Source organism: Streptomyces sp. NPDC002911, from assembly GCF_053591835.1.
Genome location: NZ_JBSFUO010000001.1, coordinates 575,573 through 591,323, shown reverse-complemented (window position 1 = coordinate 591,323; position 15,751 = coordinate 575,573). Strand labels below are relative to the sequence as shown.

Below are 15,751 nucleotides of genomic sequence, written 5' to 3'. Positions count from 1 at the left end.
CGGTGAACCTCGCCTTCGTCGAGAGCCCGGTCCAGCTCCTGAACGTCCTGGAGTGGACCCACACCCGGGGAGGACCCGACACCACGGTCGTCGTCCTCCCCCCGGTCGACCCGATGTCGCGCGGACAGCTGCGCAGGATGGCGGAGCTGGCCCGCGACGAGGGCATCACCGTCCGCTGGCAGGAGGCGCGCGGGGATACCGGCGCGCCTCTGAAGGCCCTGCGGGCGCTGACCGGCCTGATCCGCAAGGCCGACCGCATCGTCATCGGGGACCCGTTCTCCCGGTACGTGCAACTGCTCCTCAGCCTGGTCCGCACCCGCCGGATCACGGTCGTCGACGACGGCACCGCCACGATGGAGTTCGTCGCCCAGCTGGCCCGCGGCGAGCGCCTGGTGCGCTGGCACCGCCGGGGGAGCGGGGGCCCGCGCGAGCTGCTCCTGGCCCCGGTCAGCTCCGCGGCCCGCCGCAGCTTCACCCCGTCGGCGACCCGCACGGTCGAGGTGTTCACCGCGATGCCGGTGGAGGCCCCGGAAGGCGTCGACGTCACGGCGAACACGTTCGCCTGGACCCGGGAGCGCTTCGGCCCGCCCCTCATCACCAAGGGGGCCGACCTGGTCGGCACCTCCCTGGTGGAGACGGGCGTGGTCGACCCGGTTCCGTACGAGGAGGCGGTCGCCACCCTGGCACGCGCCCACGGCGCGACCCGCTACTTCGCCCACCGGCGCGAGTCCGCGGACAAGCTCCACGCCCTGGAATCCGCCACAGGCCTGGAGATCGTCCGCCCCGACCTGCCCCTGGAACTCATCGCCCGCAGAGGCCCCATCGGCCACACGGTGCTGAGCTTCCCGTCCACCGTGGTCCACACCCTCCCGCTGGCCCTGACGGGCACGGGTGTGAAGGTCGCGGTGTGCGACATAGCGCCGGAGTGGCTCCGCGACACGGCTTCGCCGCGCGCCCAGGGCTTCCTGCGCGGAGTCACCGAGACGGCCAAGGACGTGCAGCGGCTGACCCCGTGGCGGGCCACGGCGGTCGCGGAGGGCTGAGCCGGCGGGCGCGGGAGGTTTACCGAGGCATCCCCGACCACGGAAACCGCGAAAATCTCCGGGTGTAGACGGCCTCAACGGACTTGTCCGGCTTTACGGCAGGAAGGCGTCGGTGAACCAGGCGGGGACTGGTCATCACCCACAGCCCTTTCCCATCCAGGAGCAGGGTTCTGCTGGTACCTGCCGCCTCTATGGCCTTGACGACCCGCCACATCTGCGCTTCGGCGGATGCGGTCCGGATCAGGTCGCCCGGGAGTACGTCGCGCATGTCCACGGTCAGCTCCCGATACCCCGGGGGCACCTCGGTCCGGGAGAGCCCGGGACGCTGTCCGACGAAGCACCGCGCCCTTGGCGCCTGCCATGAGCCGGCGTCGTTCTCGAGGACGAGGAACACTTCACACCTGACGTTGATCGCCTTGCCCTCCTTCCCCGTGGACAAGTCGAAGACGTGATCGCCCTCCCTGAACCCGTTCAAGGCTGTGTCCCCTCCAGCAGCGCGGCGAGCCGCTGGCCTTGTGTGTGGTCGGGCGGATCGATTGCGTCCGGACGGCAGGCGTAGGCCACGGGTCACTCCTTGGGGGGATTCCCACTCTCTGTGCCCCAATGGTCGCCCTGCGTGCTTAGGTGTGAAGAGACTCGGTGCCCAACCTGAGCTCTGGTCGTAGGGGCATATGTCGACCCCGCTGACCTGCGCACTGAGGGTGTTGACAGGGCGTGACCGAACGTGTGGGCAGGGGAATGCATGAGTGATGGTCTCACCGGAGTCGACGGCGCTCCGCTCGGGCAGGCGGGCCGTGGACTCGTGGTGGCCGCTGACGCCGATACCCACGGCCTGCTGCTGTCGATGATCCGTGACCAGGGGCGGTCAGGGAACGGCTGAAGGGTGAAGGGTAGGGGGCGGATGAGGCATCTGTTCCGTTCGGGATGACGGGCGGACCGTGGCACGGGCTTGACCCTCACGTTGCGTGAGGCTGAAGAGTGGTGTGCATGAGCGACTACTACAACGCGTTCGAGACAAGCCCCGTGCCCGCCCCCGGCCCGGACGCCGTTCCGCCGGAGCTGTTCCGTGGCATCTACGGAATGCCCGCGTTCGTGACGATCCCCACGAACGATCTGGCGGCGTCGGTGGACTTCTGGGTCCGTGGGCTCGGGTTCTTCGAGCTGTTCAGCATCCCCGGCACACTTGTGCATCTGCGCCGGTGGGCGTTCCAGGACGTACTCCTCGTCCGGGCCGAGAGCGTTCCGGAGCAGGCACCGGCGATGAGCGTCAGCTTCTCGTGCGTGCTGAGCCAGGTCGACTCCCTCGTCGAGGCCTGCCGTGCCGTGCGCCCGGACTCGGTCGACGGTCCACGCGACACCCCCTGGAACACCCGCGACGTGGAAGTGATCACCCCCGAGAAGGCACGGGTCGTCCTCACTGCGGCGAAGCCCTTCGACCCGGCCAGCCAGGAGGCACGGAACCTCGAAGCCATCGGGATCACTCCACCGGACGACGTTCGCGGCGACAATGTGGAACATGCCTGATACCACCGACGCCGATGGCCTGACCGTCGGTCAGGCCTCGGCACACCTGGGCGTGACGGTCCGCGCGCTGCACCACTGGGACGAGATCGGCCTGGCGCGACCGTCGCTGCGCACGGCTGCCGGATACCGGCTCTACACCGCTGGTGATCTGGAACGCCTGCACCGCGTCGTCGTCTACCGGGAGCTCGGGCTCGGCCTGGACAAGATCCGGGCCGTCCTGGACGACTCGACCACGGACGTGCCCGGCGCACTGCGTGCGCAGCGCGCCCAGGTCGCCGAACGGATCGACCGCCTCCAGCGGCTCAGTACCGGACTGGACCGGATGATCGACGCCCACGAGCACGGCCTGCTGCTGACCGTCGAGCAGCAGGCCGCGATCTTCGGCCCTCGATGGGACCCGGACTGGCCCGCCCAGGCCCGTCAGCGCTACGGAGACACGGCGCAATGGCAGCAGTACGCCGAACGCGCGGCCTCTCGCGGTCCGGAGGAATGGCGGGCCGTCACCGATGCCATCACCGGCCTCGACCGCGCACTCGCGGAGGCGATGGACGCCGGCGTCACACCTGGCAGCCCGGAAGCGAACCGGCTCGTCGAGCGGCACCGCGAAGTCTTCGCTTCGCACTTCCCGCTCACCCGGCAGATGCAGGTCTGTCTCGCCCGCATGTACGAGGCCGATCCGGCATTCGCCGCCCACTACGACAGCATCCACACCGGCCTCGCCACGTGGTTCCGTCAGATCGTCGACGCCGACGCGCGCGCCCACGGCATCGACCCCGAGACCGCGACCTGGCCGTAGCGTCAGGAGGGGAGGGAGAAGCCCTCAGGCTGCGAGCCCTCGACGAACAGCATGCCCACCCGGGCCTTGCCTTCACGTATCTCCCGGGCCTGGCGGTATTCGGGGGAGTCGTACCACTCCCGGATCCGGTCCATGTCGGGAAACGCGATGACCATGAACCGGGAGGACGCCCAGGTGCCCTCGACGGGCTGGGGCGTGGGGCCGGCCACCAGGTACTGGCCGCCGTAGCCGAGGATGGACTTCTGGGCCACGGCCGCGTAGGCCAGGCCGGCCTCCTGGTCGAGCACGTCGACGTTGACGATGACGTAAGCGGGCATGGGATTCCCCGTTCCTCGTTCCGCGTCCCCCTGTTTCCCGGAGAGAGCCGCGGTAGACACACCGTCTGGCATACGAGCAGTTTGCCGCCGAACTCCTTGCTGAGGACGAACTTCTCTACGCAGAAGCGGCTTTGGGGCGCAACGACGGTTTCCTCGTGCGCAACGGCGGCCACACCGTCCGCCGCAGGAGCTGAAGGTTCTCGCACGCTCTCAGCGGGCGTGGAGGACCCGGAAGCGCTCGGGGTCCGCCGGGTCCCGCTCAACCACGTGGACCGGCGCCCAAGCCCACTGCCACACGCTGATGCCCGGTATGCGACAGAATCGGATCTGCCCGCGGGTGCCTTCGATCGCAACGCGCGACCAGGATTCGGCAGGGCGCGCCCTGCCCTCCGCGCCGTGGACACGCAGCACATCGGCGAGGACAGTGACCGTGTCGTAGCCCTCGAATGCGACGAAGGAGGGGGCTCCGTCCAGCCGCTCACGGAGGTCCGACTCGACGCGCGTGCCGAGGGGACCGAGGTGCTCGGGCCGGTAGCGCAGGAACGGTATCGCGGAGCCGTCGTCGCCCAGCAGGGCCGCCCATTCGGCGAACTCCGGCTGCCCGGCCGGAGCACCGATCAGGAACCGGGGGAGGCGCTCGTCGCGGCGGACGGACCTGACGATCGACACCGCCGGCTCCGGGAGGCCGACCAGAAGGAGGAGGGCCGTCGCCCGATTCTCGACGAGTGCGTCGCACACGCCCGTGGGGGTGAGCTCGCGCATGTCGAGTTCGATGACGGTGCCGCCACGTGGAGCGAGGTACTCCCGCAGAACGCGGGTCCCGGATGCCCAGTAGACACTCGGCGCGGCTGCTACGGCGATGCGGCTGTGGCCCGCGCCGAGGAGGAAGTCCGCGTAGATCTGCCAGCCGTGCGACTGAGTCGGTGCGAGGCGCGCGACCCATTCCGTGGGCTGGTCGGTGAGCGCGTCGAGAACCGCTGACGAGCAGAGGAACGGCAGCCCGAGGGCGTCGGCCCTGGCGGCAGCGGCGCGAGCGACGACGCTGTGATACTCCCCTGCCAGGGCAGCCACACCCAGGTCGGCGAGTTCGTCCACGGCCGCCGCGGCCCGCTGCGGGTCGGCGGCGGTGTCCCGGACCACCAGCTCAAGTGGCCGTCCGTCGATCCCGCCGGCGGCATTGACGTCACCGACGGCCAGTTCGAGGCCGGCGAGCAGGTGTTGACCTGCCTCGACCCAGCCGGGCCGGGTCAGCGGCACGAGAGCGCCGATCCGGACGGGAGTCCCTTCGGTTCGCTCTGCTCCCATGGACGATGGTGGCGTATTCATGCGGTGACGCCCTTCGTGTGACGGCGCGGCTGCACCCTGCCCGGATCGAGGAGAGGCAAGGCCGGAAGTACGAGTCATCCTGCCTCGTCAGTGACTTCACGCTCCACTGCGAGTGTTCACGCAGTACTGCCGCTGTTGCGAGCACGAGCAACGTAAAGATCGTCAACCGTTGAAGGCCGGTGCGAGCGAAGAAGTCGCTGTGCTGGATCCCGGGGACCGCGTACCAGTTGGCGGCGATATCGGTCGCCGCGATGACACAGGCCAGATCAACTCCTCTGTACCGGCCGCTGATCAGGAGCCCTGCGGCGAGCGGGTCGAGGATCGTCAGCGGCGGGTCGCGCCGCGCCTGGTGGGGTCGATGCGGACGCGCTCCGTGGCTGGCGCGGCCTCGATGTCGTGGAGCTGCGCGACGATGGTGCTGCGCAGTTCGTCGTAGTCCTCGAAGCGGTAGTCGTTGTACAGGGTGTAGCCCGTCCACATCAGGTTGGCGCACACCCGCGCCGGTACCCGGCCGGTACGGGCGCCCATGCCGACCAGTGCCACCGACTCGATGCTGCCCGGCGCCTTCTTGTTCTGCTGGTGGATCGCCTGGAAGGCGGCGGCGCAGGCCAGGGCCACATTCAGGGTCGCGCTGACGTTCTGCGAGGACCCCTCCATCGTCGGTGTCGGTATGAGGAACTTCGGGTTGGCCGCTCCGGACGGGACGCACACCGCGCTCCCCACGGGGAGGTTTCCTTCGAAGCCGTCGCGAATCGCCCGCTGCACGCGCAGCTGGACGCCGGCGCCGAGGTGCCGCTTGATGGCGGCGTCGGCGCCACCGTCCATACGACCGCGTGAGTTGGTCGGGTTGACCCAGGCGTCGGCCTTCTCGTCGAGGATCGACCCCTTGCGGATCTCGATCTCCGGGGTGTCGGCGAACGCGGCCCGCCACGCGTCCACGACGTCGGCGTTGAGGTCGGTCAGAACCACCCGGACAGGCGGCGACGGCAAGCGGTTCGCGGTCATCATGCGCTCCGATCAAGAGGTGCTCTCTCCACTGCTCAGGACGCTACCGGGCGCCACTGACAGCGCGTCGGACGGAAGTTGGTTGAGGACATCCGTTGTCAGTGGCCGGCGATATAACCGGTCCTGTGCAGGATCACGGTGCGTACGGCGCCGGACTGCGCCGACGACTTCGAACCCAGCCCGTACCGACCCCGCGGAGCGCCTCCACCATGAGCGATGCCACGACCTCGTCCCAGCCCGACCCGAACGATCCGCTGGCCCTCGCCGACCTGTTCAAGGGCGGCGGCGAACCGTGGCTTCCGCTGCTGAAGCCGGTCATCGAGTCGCACGCGGACGCCGCGGAGTTCATCGGCCCGGGCCGTGGGCCGGGAGTCGTGCCGGTGCGCGAGCTGACCTTCCAGGCGCTCAAGCCGAATCCGCCGCACAGGTGGAAGGTCGTCGTCTTCGGCCAGAACCCTTACCCGAGGCCGGAGAGCGCCACCGGCATCGCCATGTTCGACAACACCTTCCACGACTGGAAGGACAGTCAGTTCGGCCGGGTCGTCAGCATCCGCTGCATCATCAAGGCCGCGGCGATGTGGAAGTACGGCATACCGAAGAAGACCCCGATCGCCGACGTACGCGCGCTGTTGAAGGAAAAGGACACCGTCCAGCCGCCGGAGTGGTTCCAGGCGATGCTCACGCAGGGGGTGCTGCTGCTGAACGCCGCACTGACCGCCAGCAGTGACGGGGCGATGGCCACCGACCAGCACACCAGGTTCTGGCGCCCGGCGGTCGAGCGGATCGTCGAGGAGATCCTCGAAGCCAAGCAGAACGCCGAGGAGGAGGACCGTTATGTCGTCTTCGCCTGGTGGGGCGCTCACGCGCGCAGTCTGAAGAGCGTCGTCCTCCGTCTCCAGAAGAAGTATCCGGACGTCGAAGTCCGGCACATCGATCACCCCAACCCAGCCGCGCAGGGCGACATCTTCTGCGAGGGCGAGCACTTCGGGACGGTCAACGCCGCACTCGCCTCAGTGGGCGCCGATGGGATCGACTGGTTGCCGGGCAAGGGGTGGGACACGGTCGCGGAGGGGCCCGACGGGGCGGACGACGGTGTCGCGGAACGGATGGGAGCGTTCATCGCGTCGACCATGGAGCTCCATCAGCTGTATCTGGACCGGCTCGCGGGCGTCAAGGACGAGGGACTCGTCCTGCCTCCGATCACCGGTGTCTTCGACACCCCGCTCCTGGACTTCCCGGACGCCGTCGGTCCGGTCGCCTGCCTGCTGGCCGGCATCGGCCGGCACGTCGAGCAGTCGCACGAATTCGGGAAGAGGCGCGCCGACGAGGCGGCTGGTGAGCTGTCCGCCGACGCGATCGCCGCCCTCTACCTCTACACCTGCGAATCCGCGTTCTACCGGGAGATCAACGCGGTCCTGCGCTCCCCGGACCGGGCGAAGGTCGTCCCGTACCTCCCCTATCTGCGGCTGCTGTTCTCGGCGGTCTCACAGCTCCCCGCCCACACGCAGCCGTTGTGGCGCGGAGTGTCGCTGGACCTGCGTGCGCAGTACCCACTGGGCAAGACGGTGACCTGGTGGGGTGTGTCCTCGTGCACGTCCGAGGTCGGCGTGGCACGGTCGTTCCTCGGCAGCCGTGGCAAGCGGACACTCTTCGAGGTGACCCCGGCCCGGGCGGTGGGCATCCGCCGGTTCTCCGCTTTCACAGGCGAGGAGGAGTTCATCCTCTCGCCCGGCACGCAGCTGAAGGTGACGGCCGTGAAGGCCGAACGTGGCGGCCTGTGCACCGTGCGGCTGACCGAGCTGGAGGAGCAGACACTGGTGTCCTGAGGCAGGAGTCGTTCGGGGGTATGCGGAAGGGTGCGGGCCCGAAGCATGAGCTTCGCGATCCGGGGGTTCGGGGTTCGAGGGCCGGGGTCCGAGACGTGTAGTCATCCGGCAGGGAAAAGAAGGAAGGGTGGGTAAAGACCCCCCACCCTCTGGTGGGCCACGTTCCTCGACGCAGCCCCGGCTGCCCGCCGCCCCGTCCCGGCGCCGTGCATGCCGGAGCGCGGCCCCATGGTCGCGTGCACGGAGTGGGAGCACCCGGCCGCCCGGAGGCGCTCTCCGACGGCCTCTGCCGCTCCTGCCGCACGGAGCCGCTGGACGACGCACACCCCGAGACCGCCGCAGACGCTCCGCCCGTCGAGTGTGATGCCGCCGCCCGTGTCGGTGCTCTTCGCGAGTTGCTCAGGCTTTCTTGACGGTGGAAAACGGGCGAGTTTACCCACCCTGGGAGTCCGTCACACGCCGCAACACCATTTTTTGTTCCGCTGAGCGGCGGAACTTTTATTGATCTGTGGTCAGTTGTGGGTACCAGGGGCCTACCCTTGACTGGGTGAACCAGTTGAAGTCCCGTGCGCCCCACGCCGAGGCCGTTCTGCCCGGCACCCTGCCCGACGACCTGCGTGCCGAGCTCATCGCCTTCCGCCGTGATCTGCACATGCACCCCGAGCTCGGCAACCAGGAGTTCCGTACCACCGCTGCCATCAAGGCCAGGCTCGAGAAGGCCGGCCTTGAGCCGCGGGTGCTGCCCGGTGGCACAGGGCTCGTCTGTGACGTGGGGGAGTGGGACGGGGTGACGCCGATGCTGGCGTTGCGGGGCGACATCGACGCGCTTCCGATCCCGGACACCAAGGAGGGGGTCTCCTACCGGTCCACCGTGCCCGACCGGGCGCACGCCTGCGGGCACGACGTCCACACCGCGTGTGTCCTGGGCGCCGGGCTCGTACTCAGCGAGCTTGACCGGCAGGGACTGCTGCCGCGCCCGGTGCGGCTGCTGTTCCAGCCCGCCGAGGAGGTGCTGCCCGGCGGTGCCTCCGACGTGGTCGCGGCCGGGGTGCTGGAAGGAGTGGGGCGGATCATCGGGGTGCACTGCGACCCCAAGGTGGACGTGGGGAGTATCGGGCTCCGGATCGGGCCGATCACCTCGGCCTGTGATCGCGTGGAGATCTCTCTCGACGGCCCCGGCGGGCACACCGCCAGGCCGCACCTCACCACCGACCTGGTCACCGCCGCGGCCCGGGTGGCCACCGACGTGCCCGCGCTGCTCGCCCGGCGTGTCGACGCGCGGGCCGGCCTCGCACTCACCTGGGGGCGACTGCAGACCGGCCACGCGCCGAACGTCATCCCGCAGCACGCCGAGCTGTCCGGGACGGTCCGCTGCCTCGACCTGGAGAGCTGGCGGCAGGCACCGGACCTGGTGCACGAGGCGATCGACGAGGTGGCCGGAATGTACCGGGCCAAGACGGTGATCGACTACATCCGTGGCGTGCCGCCCGTAGTGAACGAGGCCGAGACGATCGGTCTCCTCGACGCCGCGATGACCATCCGCCGCGGATCGTATGCGATCGAGGACACCGAACAGAGCCTCGGAGGTGAGGACTTCTCCTGGTACCTGGAGAAGATCCCCGGCGCCATGGCGAGGCTCGGCGTACGGACGCCGGGCGACATGCGTGGTCTGGACCTGCACCGGGGCAACTTCGACGTGGACGAGGAGGCCATCACGGTGGGGGTCGAGCTCTTCACCGCCGCCGCGTTGCTAAACGCCTGACTGCGAGCGCCCCGCCGGGTTGCCGGGAGCGACCGGCCGGCGGGCCCCGATAGGCGAGGACGGCCACGGAAATACCGCACTGCCCGATATTTCCGTGGCCGTCGTGCATCCTCGGCATTTCGTGGACGTGGGTGTCCTGCCGCGGCAGGTGATGGCGCCCGCTGCGGAACCGGATGACGAATCCGCCACGTGTCGCGTTGCTGCTTCGGCACGTGCGGGCTGCGCGTCAGTCCGACCTGGTGGCGTCGTGTTCCCCGCTGGTAACGGCTCGTAACCGGGCAGGACACCTCCTGTTCGCGACGATCCGATAACGGCTTCCGTAGGGGTCCTTATCTGACATCTACGCGCGTTACGATCGCCGCGAAACCAGCGCCGGAAGAGGCGCTTCGGTCAGGTTGAAGGAGCCTTCCCTTGCGCCGCGTATCCAAGATCGCTGCTGTGTGTACCGTTTCCGCGGCTCTCGCCTTCACTGCCACCGCGTGCGGTGAATCGTCCACCGAGAGCACCGGTTCCGACAAGGGCCAGATGAAGATCGGCATGGCCTACGACGTCGGTGGCCGCGGCGACAACTCGTTCAACGACTCCGCCGCCCGTGGCCTGGACAAGGCCAAGGCCGAGTTCGACGCCGAGACCAAGGAGCTCACCGCCAAGAGCGGCGAGACCCCGGCCGACCGTGAGCAGCGCCTCGCGTCGCTCGCCGAGGGCGGTTTCAACCCGGTGATCGGCGTCGGTTTCGCTTACCAGGCCGCCATCGACAAGGTGGCCAAGTCTCACCCCGACACGACGTTCGGCCTGATCGACTCGGTTTCCGAAGCCAAGAACGTGGCGTCCATCGTCTTCACCGAGGAGCAGGGCTCCTACCTTGCCGGTGTCGCGGCTGCGCTGAAGGCCAAGGACGGCCAGGTCGGCTTCATCGGAGGCGTCGACCTTCCGCTGATCAAGAAGTTCGCGGCCGGCTTCCAGCAGGGCGTCACGGACACGAACCCGAAGGCCAAGGTCCAGATCCAGTACCTGTCCACCGGTTCCGACCTGTCCGGTTTCGGCAGCCCGGACAAGGGCAAGGCCGCTGCCAAGGGCATGCTGGACAAGGGCGCCGACGTGATCTTCGCCGCCGCGGGCGGCTCCGGTGCCGGTGCGATCGAGGCCGTGGCCGGCAAGAAGGGCGCCTGGTCCATCGGCGTCGACTCCGACCAGGCCAAGGACCCTGCCCTGTCGAAGTACGCCGACACGATCATGACGTCGGTAGTGAAGAACGTCGACGCGGGTGTCTACGACCTGGTGAAGTCCGTCAAGGACGGCAAGCCGGTCACCGGCACGCAGGCCTACTCGCTGGCCGAGGACGGTGTCAGCCTGACCACCACGGGTGACCACTTCAAGGACGTCCAGGCCAAGATCGAAGAGGCGAAGAAGAAGATCGTCGACGGCTCGATCAAGGTCAAGAGCACGATCTGACCCGCCCGCTGAACTCGGGGTCCGCAGGCGTGGTTTCCGCCGCGCCTGCGGACCCCGCTTCACGTGTACCTCCGGGCGACGGCCCCTCGGCGCGTGTCGGTATCGTGCCCTTGGTCCGCCACCCGTCGCCGGGTGGTCGACGAATCGGCGGAGCTACGCGCGTAGTGCCGCCGAGCGCGGTATTTTTCGCCACCGGTCCCCGCGCTGTGTCCGTACATCGCCCGCCCTCCGCTCCTGCCAAGGAGAGTGCGCCATCAAAGCGTCCAGCAGTCCTCATGCCGTAGAGCTCCGCGGCATCACCAAACGATTTCCCGGCGTCGTGGCCAACCACGACATCGACATCACGGTGAGCCGTGGCACCGTCCATGCCCTCGTCGGTGAGAACGGCGCCGGCAAGTCCACCCTGATGAAGATCCTTTACGGGATGCAGAAGCCGGACGAGGGCACCATCTCCGTGGACGGTGAACAGGTCTCGTTCAGCAGCCCGGGTGACGCCATCAACAGCGGTATCGGCATGGTGCACCAGCACTTCATGCTCGCCGACTACCTCACGGTCCTGGAGAACGTCGTTCTCGGCTCCGAGAAGCTGCACGGCATCGGGGACAAGGCGCGGGCGAAGATCAAGGAGATCTCCGACGCGTACGGCCTCGGTATCCGCCCCGACGCCGTCGTCGAGGACCTCGGGGTCGCCGACCGCCAGCGGGTGGAGATCCTCAAGGTCCTCTACCGCGGCGCCCGCACCCTGATCCTCGACGAGCCGACAGCGGTCCTCGTGCCGCAGGAGGTCGACGCCCTGTTCGACAACCTGCGTGAGCTGAAGGCGGAGGGCCTCACCGTCATCTTCATCTCCCACAAGCTGGGCGAGGTGCTGTCGGTCGCCGACGAGATCACCGTGATCCGCCGCGGTACGACGGTGGGCACAGCCGATCCGGAGCAGACCACCAGCAAGCAGCTCGCGGAGCTGATGGTGGGCAGTGAACTCCCCTCGCCCGAGACCCGGGAGTCGACCGTCACCGACATCCCGATGCTGGCTGTGGAAGACCTGCGACTGACGGCCACCGACCCCGACGGCGTGGTGCGCGCGGTGCTCGACGGCATCACCTTCACGATCCACAAGGGGGAAGTCCTCGGAATCGCGGGCGTGGAGGGCAACGGCCAGTCCGAACTCGTCGACGCCATCATGGGCATGCGCACCCTCGACACCGGGGCGCTCACCCTCGACGGCGCGGACATCTCCCGCGCGGCCACGCGCAAGCGCCGCGAGGACGGCATGGGCGTCATCCCCGAGGACCGGCACCGGCACGGCCTCCTCCTGGACGCGCCGCTCTGGGAGAACCGCATGCTGGGCCACGTCACCGAGAAGCCCAACAGCAAGGGCGCCTTCCTCGACCCCAAGGCGGCGCGCGCCGACACCGAGCGGATCGTGCGTGAGTACGACGTCCGCACCCCCGGCATCGAGGTCACCGCGGCCTCGCTCTCCGGTGGCAATCAGCAGAAGCTGATCGTCGGCCGCGAGATGAGCCACCACCCCAAACTGCTGATCGCCGCGCATCCCACCCGGGGCGTGGACGTCGGCGCGCAGGCGCAGATCTGGGACCAGATCCGCGAAGCACGCCATGAGGGCCTCGCGGTGCTGCTGATCTCCGCCGACCTCGACGAGCTGATCGGGCTCTCGGACACGCTGCGCGTCATGTACCGCGGCAAGCTCGTGGCCGACGCCGACCCGGCGACCGTCACCCCCGAGGAGCTCGGCTCGGCCATGACCGGGGCGGCCTCCGGCCACCTGGAAGCGCCGGGCGGCACGGGCAACGACTCCGGGGCCGACGGCTCCGAAACCGACCCCCGTGACGGGGGAGAGGACCGATGAAGAAGTTCGACAAGGAGCGGCTGCTCCTGGGGATCGCCGCCCCGCTGCTCGCCATCGTGGTCGCGTTCCTGGTCACCGCCCTGGTGCTCGCCGCCACCGGCAAGGAACCGTTCAGCGCCTTCGGTATCATGTTCGACTACGGACTGAAGTCGGACAGCCAGGTCTACATCCTCAACAAGGGGACGACCTACTACCTCGCAGGTCTCGCGGTCGCCGTCGGCTTCCGCATGAACCTCTTCAACATCGGCGTCGACGGTCAGTACCGCCTCGCCGCGTTCTTCGCCGCCGCACTCGGCGGGGCGCTGACCCTGCCGGGTGTCCTCCAGATCCCGCTGATCATCCTCACCGCGATGATCGTCGGCGCGATGTGGGCCGGTATCGCCGGTGTCCTGAAGGTCACCCGCGGAGTCAGCGAGGTCGTCTCGACGATCATGCTGAACTCCATCGCGACGGCGATCATCGGCTACCTCCTCCAGCAGGGCCGCCTGGGCCACCTCGACGAGGCGGGCACGAAGGTCTCCACCACCCCGATCCCGGAGTCTTCGCACTTCTTCGAGTTCCCGACCACGCCGACGCCCGTCTGGGGCTTCATCGTGATCGCGGTCGTCGCCGGCTTCGCGTACTGGTTCACGCTGGGCCGGACCCGGTTCGGCTTCGATCTCCGTACGGTCGGACAGTCCGGTTCGGCCGCCGAGGCCAGTGGTGTCGACGTCAAGAAGATGGTCGTCACGTCCATGTTGATCTCCGGTGGTATGGCAGGCCTGATCGGCATGCCGACCCTGCTGAACGACAGCTACGAGTACAGCGGCGACTTCCCGGTGGGCATCGGCTTCACCGGGATCGCCATCGCGCTCCTCGGCCGTAACCACCCCGTCGGCATCGCGCTCGGCGCGCTGCTCTGGGGCTTCCTGGAGCGCGGCACGGGCAAGCTCGAATTCGAGGGCTACGACAAGGAGATCGTCGGCGTCATCCAGGGCGTCATCGTCCTGTGCGTCGTCATCGCCTACGAAGTCGTCCGCCGATACGGCCTCAAGCGCCAGCAGAGCAAGGTCGGCGCGGAACTCGCCGCCAAGGCCGCACGTAACTCCGACCAGCAGGAGGTGTCGGCGTGAGCGCCACGGCGACTTCCACCCCGCCGCCCGCGGCCCCCGAGGTCTCCGGCGGCAAGGGCGGCCGCACCCGCTTCAGTTTTCCCGTCGTCCTGCTGATCATCGCGGGCGCCCTGCTCGCACTGTCCGCCGTACGGGCCGTCACCGGTGCCCAGGACGTCACCTCGGCCGGTCAGATCAGTGCGGCCCTCGCGATGGCCGTGCCGATCGGGCTCGCCGGTCTCGGCGGTCTGTGGTCCGAGCGGGCCGGTGTGGTCAACATCGGCCTCGAAGGCATGATGATCCTCGGCACCTTCTTCGGAGCCTGGGCCGGCTGGCAGACCGACCCCTGGATCGGTGTCCTGGCCGGTGTCGTGGGCGGCATGCTCGGCGGCCTGCTGCACGCGATCGCGACCGTCACCTTCGGTGTCGACCACATCATCTCCGGTATCGCCATCAACATCCTGGCCCTGGGATTCACGACGTACCTGGCCAAGCTCTGGTTCAACAGCGGTGACGCGGCGGAGAAGGGCGGCAGCCCCAAGCAATCGCCGCCGGCCGACAGCATCACGCAGGTCACCGTGCCAGGTGTCTCCGACTGGCTGCATTCGGTCGAGCAGCACCACTGGTTCTTCGTCTCCGACCTCGCGGGCATCCTCGGCGGACTCGTCACCAACGTGTCGCTGCTGACCCTGGTGGCCGTGGCGCTGTTCGCGGGTACGTTCTTCGTCCTGTGGAAGACCGCGTTCGGCCTGCGCCTGCGCTCCTGCGGCGAGAACCCGGTCGCCGCCGAGTCCCTGGGTGTGAACGTCTACCGCTACAAGTACATCGCCGTGATCATCTCGGGAGGCCTGGCCGGACTCGGCGGCGCCTTCCTGTCCCTGGTCACCTCGCACATCTACAACGAGGGCCAGACCGGCGGGCGCGGCTACATCGGTCTCGCGGCGATGATCTTCGGCAACTGGCGGCCCGGCGGTCTCGCCATGGGCGCCGGTCTGTTCGGTTTCGCCGACGCGCTCCAGCTGCGCAACGGCGGCGAGTCCGTCCACGCGCTGCTCCTGCTGCTCGTGGTGATGCTGGCCGTCCTCGCGGCCTGGAAGCTCTACCGCAAGCGATTCGTGCCCGGCGTCATCAGCGCGGTCATCGCCGCCGCGGTGCTCGTCTGGTACCTCGCCACCGACACGGTGCCCACCGAGTTCGTCAGCGCCACCCCGTACATCGTCACCCTGCTCGTGCTCTCGCTCTCCGCGCAGCGCCTGCGGATGCCGAAGGCGGACGGCATGCGCTACCGGAAGGGGCAGGGGAAGTGACGGACGGCGCGGCACCCGTCGACTGGGACGTGCTGCGCGAGGCCGCCCGGGACGCGATGTCCCGGGCGTACGCCCCGTATTCGGGCTATCCGGTCGGCGTGGCGGCCCTCGTCGACGACGGTCGCATGATCACCGGCTGCAACGTCGAGAACGCCTCCTACGGCATCAGTCTGTGCGCGGAATGCGGGCTGGTCTCGCAGCTGGCCGCCACGGGCGGCGGCCGGCTGACCCACTTCACCTGCGTGGACGGCACGGGCGCGACGCTCGTGCCGTGCGGGCGGTGCCGTCAGCTGCTGTACGAGTTCGGCGGGCCCGGCCTCGTGCTGGAGACGCCGGACGGCCTCCGTACGCTCGACGAGATGCTGCCGCAGGCCTTCGGGCCCCAGCATCTGGGGTAGCGCCCCTCCGCCGTTCCGCACCGTCTGTCCGGCGGGC

General features: G+C 68.9%; 14 protein-coding genes and 1 pseudogene. 11 read left to right on the top strand and 4 right to left on the bottom strand.

All coding sequences use genetic code 11. The features are described from left to right. Positions 1-2: 2 nt before the first annotated feature. Positions 3-1,043, top strand: coding sequence for a hypothetical protein (locus ACWD04_RS02710; protein WP_451127313.1), 1,041 nt, complete (start codon positions 3-5; stop codon positions 1,041-1,043). A 19-nt stretch (positions 1,044-1,062) separates the two neighbouring features. Here ACWD04_RS02710 and ACWD04_RS02705 read toward each other — a convergent pair whose 3' ends face one another. Next, complete coding sequence (locus ACWD04_RS02705; protein ID WP_451127311.1) at positions 1,063-1,518, bottom strand: hypothetical protein; 456 nt, start codon at positions 1,516-1,518, stop codon at positions 1,063-1,065. Positions 1,519-1,797: 279 nt separating this feature from the next. On the opposite strand from ACWD04_RS02705, the pseudogene ACWD04_RS02700 reads away from it, so the two are divergent. The 3 genes and pseudogenes from ACWD04_RS02700 to ACWD04_RS02690 all read left to right on the top strand — a co-directional run. Further along, positions 1,798-1,923, top strand: a pseudogene (locus ACWD04_RS02700) (inositol monophosphatase family protein); the annotation flags it as partial. A 107-nt stretch (positions 1,924-2,030) separates the two neighbouring features. Beyond that, complete coding sequence (locus ACWD04_RS02695; protein ID WP_451127309.1) at positions 2,031-2,567, top strand: VOC family protein; 537 nt, start codon at positions 2,031-2,033, stop codon at positions 2,565-2,567. Further along, entirely contained in the window at positions 2,560-3,363 is an 804-nt protein-coding gene (locus tag ACWD04_RS02690) for a MerR family transcriptional regulator (protein WP_451127307.1), read from the top strand. The genes ACWD04_RS02695 and ACWD04_RS02690 overlap by 8 nt, the downstream gene beginning before the upstream one ends. 2 nt (positions 3,364-3,365) lie before the next feature. Here the strand turns inward: ACWD04_RS02690 and ACWD04_RS02685 are convergent, their stop codons facing one another. The 3 genes from ACWD04_RS02685 to ACWD04_RS02675 form a co-directional block, all read right to left on the bottom strand. Further along, positions 3,366-3,680, bottom strand: coding sequence for a DUF1330 domain-containing protein (locus ACWD04_RS02685; protein ID WP_451127305.1), 315 nt, complete (start codon positions 3,678-3,680; stop codon positions 3,366-3,368). A 210-nt stretch (positions 3,681-3,890) separates the two neighbouring features. Next, entirely contained in the window at positions 3,891-5,006 is a 1,116-nt protein-coding gene (locus ACWD04_RS02680; protein ID WP_451127303.1) for an ABC transporter substrate-binding protein, read from the bottom strand. Positions 5,007-5,330: 324 nt separating this feature from the next. Next, the gene (locus tag ACWD04_RS02675) at positions 5,331-5,975 is read right to left on the bottom strand and encodes a macro domain-containing protein (RefSeq protein ID WP_451127301.1); all 645 of its coding nucleotides are present in this window, start codon (positions 5,973-5,975) and stop codon (positions 5,331-5,333) included. A 245-nt stretch (positions 5,976-6,220) separates the two neighbouring features. Between ACWD04_RS02675 and ACWD04_RS02670 the strand changes: the two genes are divergently transcribed. The 7 genes from ACWD04_RS02670 (at position 6,221) to ACWD04_RS02640 (ending at position 15,714) form a co-directional block, all read left to right on the top strand. After that, positions 6,221-7,837 (top strand): ADP-ribosyltransferase domain-containing protein, encoded by a 1,617-nt coding sequence (locus ACWD04_RS02670; RefSeq protein WP_451127299.1) that lies wholly within the window; start codon positions 6,221-6,223, stop codon positions 7,835-7,837. Positions 7,838-8,384: 547 nt separating this feature from the next. Beyond that, positions 8,385-9,599 (top strand): amidohydrolase, encoded by a 1,215-nt coding sequence (locus ACWD04_RS02665; protein WP_451127297.1) that lies wholly within the window; start codon positions 8,385-8,387, stop codon positions 9,597-9,599. 411 nt (positions 9,600-10,010) lie between these two features. Continuing rightward, positions 10,011-11,051 (top strand): BMP family lipoprotein, encoded by a 1,041-nt coding sequence (locus ACWD04_RS02660; protein ID WP_451127295.1) that lies wholly within the window; start codon positions 10,011-10,013, stop codon positions 11,049-11,051. A gap of 253 nt (positions 11,052-11,304) precedes the next feature. Further along, a complete protein-coding gene (locus ACWD04_RS02655) occupies positions 11,305-12,918 on the top strand; it encodes an ABC transporter ATP-binding protein (protein ID WP_451127455.1) in 1,614 nt (537 codons plus the stop codon). Further along, positions 12,915-14,030, top strand: coding sequence for an ABC transporter permease (locus tag ACWD04_RS02650; RefSeq protein WP_451127293.1), 1,116 nt, complete (start codon positions 12,915-12,917; stop codon positions 14,028-14,030). The genes ACWD04_RS02655 and ACWD04_RS02650 overlap by 4 nt, the downstream gene beginning before the upstream one ends. After that, positions 14,027-15,316, top strand: coding sequence for an ABC transporter permease (locus ACWD04_RS02645; RefSeq protein ID WP_451127291.1), 1,290 nt, complete (start codon positions 14,027-14,029; stop codon positions 15,314-15,316). The genes ACWD04_RS02650 and ACWD04_RS02645 overlap by 4 nt, the downstream gene beginning before the upstream one ends. Then, positions 15,313-15,714 (top strand): cytidine deaminase, encoded by a 402-nt coding sequence (locus tag ACWD04_RS02640; protein WP_451127289.1) that lies wholly within the window; start codon positions 15,313-15,315, stop codon positions 15,712-15,714. Before ACWD04_RS02645 ends, ACWD04_RS02640 begins: the two co-directional genes overlap by 4 nt. The last annotated feature ends 37 nt before the right edge of the window (positions 15,715-15,751 follow it).

Coding starts and splice junctions, on each gene's coding strand:
- ACWD04_RS02695 (WP_451127309.1), top strand. CDS start 2,031: ATGAGCGACTACTACAACGCGTTCGAGACAAGCCCCGTGCCCGCCCCC.
- ACWD04_RS02690 (WP_451127307.1), top strand. CDS start 2,560: ATGCCTGATACCACCGACGCCGATGGCCTGACCGTCGGTCAGGCCTCG.
- ACWD04_RS02685 (WP_451127305.1), bottom strand. CDS start 3,680: ATGCCCGCTTACGTCATCGTCAACGTCGACGTGCTCGACCAGGAGGCC.
- ACWD04_RS02680 (WP_451127303.1), bottom strand. CDS start 5,006: ATGAATACGCCACCATCGTCCATGGGAGCAGAGCGAACCGAAGGGACT.
- ACWD04_RS02670 (WP_451127299.1), top strand. CDS start 6,221: ATGAGCGATGCCACGACCTCGTCCCAGCCCGACCCGAACGATCCGCTG.
- ACWD04_RS02650 (WP_451127293.1), top strand. CDS start 12,915: ATGAAGAAGTTCGACAAGGAGCGGCTGCTCCTGGGGATCGCCGCCCCG.